Here is a 5,687-nt window from a genome sequence, read left to right as displayed (position 1 = left end):
AGATCAACACGCCCTAGTATTTTATAAATTTAAATTAGATTTGCAGTGGATACTTTGTTAAGGCATTAATTATCACTTTAAGTTCTAGCTTTAGCGATTAACATAGCCGGAGTTTTATTATATAGTGGGGCTAAGAATTCATTGCATAGTAATGCTTTAAGATTCATTCATTAAATTAACTATTCAAATTTATCAAATAAATAACATATCAAGTGCAGTCTATGTGTCTTCTATTTAGTCATACAAATAATAAATGTAAAAACAGCTTTTTTTCAAATCAGAATTTTAAAAACGAGGCATTCTCATGTTATCAAAACGTATAATTCCTTGTTTAGACGTAAAAGACGGCCAAGTCGTTAAAGGCGTTAAATTTAAGGGCCACGAAGTGGTTGGCGATGTACTTACCCTTGCAAAAGCTTACAGTGAAGCGGGCGCCGATGAGCTGGTATTTTACGAGATCAGTGCAAGTGTTGAAAAACGCTTACTCGATGTAAATTGGGTTGAGAACATTGCCCGCCATATCGATATTCCATTTTGTGTAGCTGGTGGTATTAAGTCGGTAGCTGATGCAGCCCGCGTACTTGAACGTGGCGCAGATAAAATCAGTATTAATAGTCCAGCAATTGCGCGTCCAGAGCTAATTAAAGAGCTACATGATGAGTTTGGCAAGCAGTGTGTGGTTGTTGGCATTGACAGCTTTTTTGATGAAACAACCGGTGAATATCTAGTTTATCAGCTTACTGGCGATCCTAATGCGTCAAGCCGCACCCGTTATAAAACCGAAGAATGGGTTAAACGCGTACAAGACTTAGGTGCGGGCGAAATCGTTTTAAATTGTATGAACCAAGATGGTGTTCGCAACGGTTACGACAACGAGCAACTAAGCAAAATACGCCAGCTGTGTGATATTCCTTTAATCGCCTCTGGTGGTGCAGGCAGCATGCAAGATTTTGTTGATGTATTTCAACAAAGCCAAGTAGATGGTGCACTCGCAGCCAGTGTTTTTCACAAAAACGTGATCAACATCGGCGAACTAAAACAATTTTTAATCGATAACCAAGTGACAGCAAGACTATGCAAGTAACCTTAGAAAACCAAACTCAAGTTGATTTCGCTAAAAGCGAGATGATCCCTGCCATTGTTCAAGATGCCCGCTCTGGCGTAATTTTAATGCAAGGCTTTATGAACAGCGAAGCGCTTAAAGTAACACTTGAAAGTAATAAAGTGACTTTTTATTCGCGCTCTAAATCGCGTTTATGGACCAAAGGCGAGTCATCAGAAAACTTTTTAAACGTGGTATCGGTGCATACCGATTGCGATTACGACTCTATACTTGTACTTGCAAACCCAGAAGGCCCAACCTGTCATTTAGGCACACAAAGCTGTTTTGGTGATGCTGCAAAACCAAGCTTAAGCTTTTTAGCGCAACTTGAAGATGTCATTGTTGCTCGTAAAAATGATGATCCAGCTAAAAGCTACACCGCGTCACTGTTTGCAGAAGACTTAAGCCGTAGCTGTCAAAAAGTAGGTGAAGAAGGTGTGGAAGTGGCGCTTGCGGCAATGAAACACGACAACAATGAGCTTACTAACGAGTCAGCTGATTTGTTATATCACCTTGTTGTACTATTACAGCGCCAAGGGTTAGAACTGACTGATGTTGTTGCTTGCCTTCAAGGTCGTCATAAGTAAACACAACGATTACTGTGTGCGCCATTATTTGGCGCACATCGTTATAAAAAGCCATAATTTTTCTTTTTAATTCAGCCTCTCAATAGCATTTATTCTCTCCCTTAGGTATCCTTGATAGCAATTACAAAAGGATAGCGCACTATGAAAACTTATCTAACGCTTATACTCACGGGTCTTGTTTTATCTGGCTGTAGCAGTTTAACCAGCGAACAAAAAGCCAAATTAGACAGCTTAACGCCCTGTGAAAAAATGGATGGCTTAATAACCGAATTCGATAATCGCTTTGAAGCGTTAAAAGATACTAAAGTAAAAACACCTTATTTAGATGTGTGGAGTGCAAAGTACAACGTGTTTGGCGATAACTGCCAAGTGACTAGCTTTAACAAGCAAACTGTGACCTACCGTTGCCAAGAAAGCTACACAGATCAGCAGCAGGCGGTAGCTATGCATCAACAAGCGGTTGAACTCACTCGCCAGTGTTTAACTAAAACAAATAACTGGTTAGAAACGCAAAAGGAGTCAGAAACGTCGCTGCGAACTACCTTTGTACTTGATGACAAGTCACCGGTTATTTCTGTTTATACCAGCAAAACGTTATCAAAAATTAAAACTTGGTCGACCTCTTTAGAAGTAGGAAAGCCCGTCGCCACTAAATAATTACGAGAGAATTTATGCGCCAAACACCCAGTAAACAATCCACTCATTTAAAAACAGACTGTATTGGTGAATGTTATAGAATGAATGGCTACTGCACCGGGTGCGGGCGCACTAGCGACGAAATATTCGACTGGATTATTTTAACCGACGAACAAAAGCAAGCAATATTGGCCTCCCCTCGCGAAGACACCAAAAAAGACTAGCTTAAATTTATCAACCGTTAAGGCGCATTACGTTGTGATGGGTCACGCTTAAAATCTTTGCTTAATTGCTTAGGATCTAACGCTTCACGTTGTTTGCTTGCGCCTTCTGCCCACCACATTAATTGATTAAAGCTGCGCGAAAAATAGCTATCCCACGCTGTTTGCTCTGCACTATTGTTTACTTCACCACTTTCAATAAATACGTCTTGCGCTTTTGGTACATGGATCATTGCTGATACGGGTAAACAACCTAGTTCGCTTAAAAAGCTGCGCATGCCAACAGCAGCACGTACGCCGCCCCACTGCCCTGCAGAATAGGTAACAATCGCGCTGGGTTTATAGCCAAATAGAGAACTTCCAAAATGGTTTAGCAAATTAGCGAGTGCTGGACTCATAGAATGATTATATTCAGGGCTCACCATAACAAAGCCATCGCTGGCTTTAATTTTTGCCGCTAAATCATCAAGCTGTTTAGGTACCTCAGCCTGCGAATAGGCAAAGTGCGGTTTAAACACTGAGTCTAAATCGTAATCGAGCGGATCAATAAGCTCTATTTCATGCTCAGAATAGTGCTCAAGCAAACAACGCTCACATGCTTTTGCTACCCTTTCCCCTAAACGCGCAGGCTTAGGTGGGGTACTTTTTCTAACCGAACCGAGAAAAATTAATAACTTCATATAACGGCACTCCTTTTTGATTACAAAAATAAATACCTCAAATAGTTTGAGGTATTTACCGTACGGTTTAAGCTTTATCGAGTGCTTGGCTTACATCGGCAATAATATCGTCAATGTTTTCAATACCCACCGATAAACGAATTAAATCGCGGCTAACACCAGCATTAGCCAGTTCTTCATCATTTAGTTGGCGGTGCGTAGTAGATGCTGGATGACACGCCAGCGATTTAGCATCACCAATATTAACCAAACGTAAAATCATGTTCAGGGCATCAATAAAGCGCGTACCAGCTTCTAGGCCACCGGCAATACCAAAACTTAAAATACCTGACGCCTTACCATTGGTAATTTTTTGGCTCATTTCGTTATACGGGCTTGATTTTAATCCCGCGTAATTAACCCAAAGCACCTTAGGGTGGCTCTCTAAATATTCAGCAATTTTTTGCGCGTTTTCGCAGTGACGATCCATTCTTAGCCCTAACGTTTCAAGGCCAATTAAAATATCTGATGCGTTTTTAGGCGCAAGCGCCGCACCGGTATTTCTAAGAGGGACAACGCGGCAACGCCCAATAAATGCCGCCTCAGCAAACGCATCGGTATACACTACATTATGGTACGACGGATCAGGCTCATTCATCATCGCAAAACGAGTCGCATTGGCTTTCCAATCAAACTTGCCCGAATCAACAATCATACCGCCAATCGCGGTTCCATGGCCGTTAATGTATTTAGTGAGCGAGTGCACCACAATATCGGCACCTAACTCAAATGGACGACACAGATACGGCGTAGCCACGGTGTTATCTACAATTAAAGGCACCCCTTTGCTGTGGGCAATTTTCGCAAGGCGAGCAATATCAACTATATTTCCTGCAGGGTTACCAATTGACTCACAAAATACCGCACGGGTGTTTTCATCAATGGCGTTTTCAAAACCATCAAAATCATCGGCTTTAATCATTCGCGCTTCTATACCTTGGCGCGGCAAGCTGTGGGCAAATAAGTTATAAGTACCACCATACACTTGACTGGTGCTTACAATATTAGTGCCCACCTCACATAAACATTGAATCGCATAGGTAATGGCCGCCATACCCGAGGCCACCGCCAGTGCACCAATGCCGCCTTCCATCGCGGCAATACGCTGCTCAAGCACCGCATTGGTCGGGTTCATAATGCGGGTATAAATATTACCCGGGACTTTTAAATCAAATAAATCAGCACCGTGCTGGGTATTATCAAAGGTGTACGAAGAAGTGTTATAAATCGGCACCGCCGCCGACTTAGTGGTGGCTTCAGATTCATAACCATGGTGCAACGCTAAAGACTCAAGTTTCATAATTTATTCCTTCAATATAGTTACATCTAACGTAGCATTTAATGGTTACAAAATGCACATGAAATATACTAAAGAATGTTGAAGTAATTTGATTGGATGCTGTATCTAATTCTACCGTTCGCTCATATATTCAAGAAAATGAGCCAAGCGCGCATATTACTCCTCTAAGTATTTATTAAACACAATAAAAACTTAGTGATAGTAATATGTTAGGTAATTTGTTAAAAATATGTATAAAAGAAAAATGAGCGCAGCGCTGGTATAAATATGCGTGTCGCATAAATACTAAAATGTTATGAATCAAGAGCGATACATGTACATCTTTGAAATAATTAAACCCGGTACTTGGTTAGACTATGATGATCGTGATTGGTCGTGGGAAGTTGAAGGTATTTTACGCAGTTTGGAAGGTCAATTTTATGAGGCTAATCTTGCATTAAACATGTTTCTACACTCTATACAAAGAGATCGCGATTCGAATTCGCAAGAAAAGTGGGAAGCGGAATCGAACCGACGCTCAGCGATTAGACGTGAAGTTGAGGAAAAGTATGACAACCCTCACGATCGCGAGGTGTGGGATGAAATCCAGCTCGAAACTGAAATAATATTTAAAAGAGAGCAGTGGCAGTCGGGGAAACTTCCTAGGGAATTTGTGCATAACCAATCATTTATGCATGCTCGCGCGTTTCTGTATGCGCTCGATTCGTTTGATAAATTTCTCAATGTTTTAAAAAAACAACCAAATGTTCCTCCTGTGCTAGAAGAATTCTACACGAGGTTCGGAGAAGCGTTTCCTCATTTACGTGGAGTTAGAAATAGCTCTCAGCATATGGAGGACCGTTCGAGAGGTCTTGGGGCAGGAAGAAACCCGCAGCCGCTTGAGCTGAAACCTATAGATAATGGGTTTATAAAAGCTGAGGGCGGAGCGCTTGTCCTCAATAGTCTGAATGGCACTAAATATGGTAATACGATGGCAGACGGGCACTATGGTGAAGTTGATGTATCCCCACCATCAATGGAAGCGTTACATTCCATATTTCAAGACATCTTAAATTCGTTTAAATGGAAGGGTTCAAAATGTCACCTTCCGAGCAGTTAATTCATAATCGGGTAGCCGGAGGT

Annotated in this window: 7 protein-coding genes; 5 read left to right on the top strand and 2 right to left on the bottom strand. The window is 41.5% G+C overall.

Annotated elements, in window-relative coordinates:
- Positions 1 to 304 precede the first annotated feature (304 nt).
- The 4 genes from hisF to CWC14_RS11550 all read left to right on the top strand — a co-directional run bounded on the left by hisF (position 305) and on the right by CWC14_RS11550 (position 2,549).
- Positions 305 to 1,084, top strand: coding sequence for an imidazole glycerol phosphate synthase subunit HisF (gene hisF / locus CWC14_RS11565; RefSeq protein WP_008112596.1), 780 nt, complete (start codon positions 305 to 307; stop codon positions 1,082 to 1,084).
- On the top strand, positions 1,075 to 1,689 hold the full coding sequence (gene hisIE, locus CWC14_RS11560) for a bifunctional phosphoribosyl-AMP cyclohydrolase/phosphoribosyl-ATP diphosphatase HisIE (protein WP_008112594.1): 615 nt from the start codon (positions 1,075 to 1,077) through the stop codon (positions 1,687 to 1,689). Before hisF ends, hisIE begins: the two co-directional genes overlap by 10 nt.
- A gap of 141 nt (positions 1,690 to 1,830) precedes the next feature.
- Positions 1,831 to 2,346 (top strand): hypothetical protein, encoded by a 516-nt coding sequence (locus CWC14_RS11555; RefSeq protein WP_008112592.1) that lies wholly within the window; start codon positions 1,831 to 1,833, stop codon positions 2,344 to 2,346.
- A gap of 14 nt (positions 2,347 to 2,360) precedes the next feature.
- Positions 2,361 to 2,549, top strand: a complete 189-nt coding sequence (locus CWC14_RS11550; protein WP_036932555.1) for a DUF1289 domain-containing protein — start codon at positions 2,361 to 2,363, stop codon at positions 2,547 to 2,549.
- A 17-nt stretch (positions 2,550 to 2,566) separates the two neighbouring features.
- Here CWC14_RS11550 and CWC14_RS11545 read toward each other — a convergent pair whose 3' ends face one another.
- Together CWC14_RS11545 and CWC14_RS11540 are read right to left on the bottom strand one after the other, a co-directional pair.
- Positions 2,567 to 3,226, bottom strand: a complete 660-nt coding sequence (locus tag CWC14_RS11545; RefSeq protein ID WP_008112588.1) for an NADPH-dependent FMN reductase — start codon at positions 3,224 to 3,226, stop codon at positions 2,567 to 2,569.
- Between the two features lie 67 nt (positions 3,227 to 3,293).
- Positions 3,294 to 4,565 carry an O-acetylhomoserine aminocarboxypropyltransferase/cysteine synthase family protein gene (locus CWC14_RS11540; RefSeq protein ID WP_008112587.1) on the bottom strand — a complete coding sequence of 424 codons (1,272 nt, stop codon included), beginning with the start codon at positions 4,563 to 4,565 and terminating at the stop codon, positions 3,294 to 3,296.
- Between the two features lie 313 nt (positions 4,566 to 4,878).
- On the opposite strand from CWC14_RS11540, the gene CWC14_RS11535 reads away from it, so the two are divergent.
- A complete protein-coding gene (locus CWC14_RS11535; protein ID WP_138563027.1) occupies positions 4,879 to 5,664 on the top strand; it encodes a hypothetical protein in 786 nt (261 codons plus the stop codon).
- Positions 5,665 to 5,687: the final 23 nt, after the last annotated feature.

The organism is Pseudoalteromonas sp. S3260, assembly GCF_005886925.1.
GTDB lineage: Bacteria > Pseudomonadota > Gammaproteobacteria > Enterobacterales > Alteromonadaceae > Pseudoalteromonas > Pseudoalteromonas tetraodonis.
This window is presented reverse-complemented; position numbering and strand designations above follow the sequence as displayed.

What these genes read in the sequence shown, in the direction of transcription:
- hisF (WP_008112596.1), top strand. Translation starts at nt 305, where the DNA reads ATGTTATCAAAACGTATAATTCCTTGTTTAGACGTAAAAGACGGCCAA.
- hisIE (WP_008112594.1), top strand. Translation starts at nt 1,075, where the DNA reads ATGCAAGTAACCTTAGAAAACCAAACTCAAGTTGATTTCGCTAAAAGC.
- CWC14_RS11555 (WP_008112592.1), top strand. Translation starts at nt 1,831, where the DNA reads ATGAAAACTTATCTAACGCTTATACTCACGGGTCTTGTTTTATCTGGC.
- CWC14_RS11550 (WP_036932555.1), top strand. Translation starts at nt 2,361, where the DNA reads ATGCGCCAAACACCCAGTAAACAATCCACTCATTTAAAAACAGACTGT.
- CWC14_RS11545 (WP_008112588.1), bottom strand. Translation starts at nt 3,226, where the DNA reads ATGAAGTTATTAATTTTTCTCGGTTCGGTTAGAAAAAGTACCCCACCT.
- CWC14_RS11540 (WP_008112587.1), bottom strand. Translation starts at nt 4,565, where the DNA reads ATGAAACTTGAGTCTTTAGCGTTGCACCATGGTTATGAATCTGAAGCC.
- CWC14_RS11535 (WP_138563027.1), top strand. Translation starts at nt 4,879, where the DNA reads ATGTACATCTTTGAAATAATTAAACCCGGTACTTGGTTAGACTATGAT.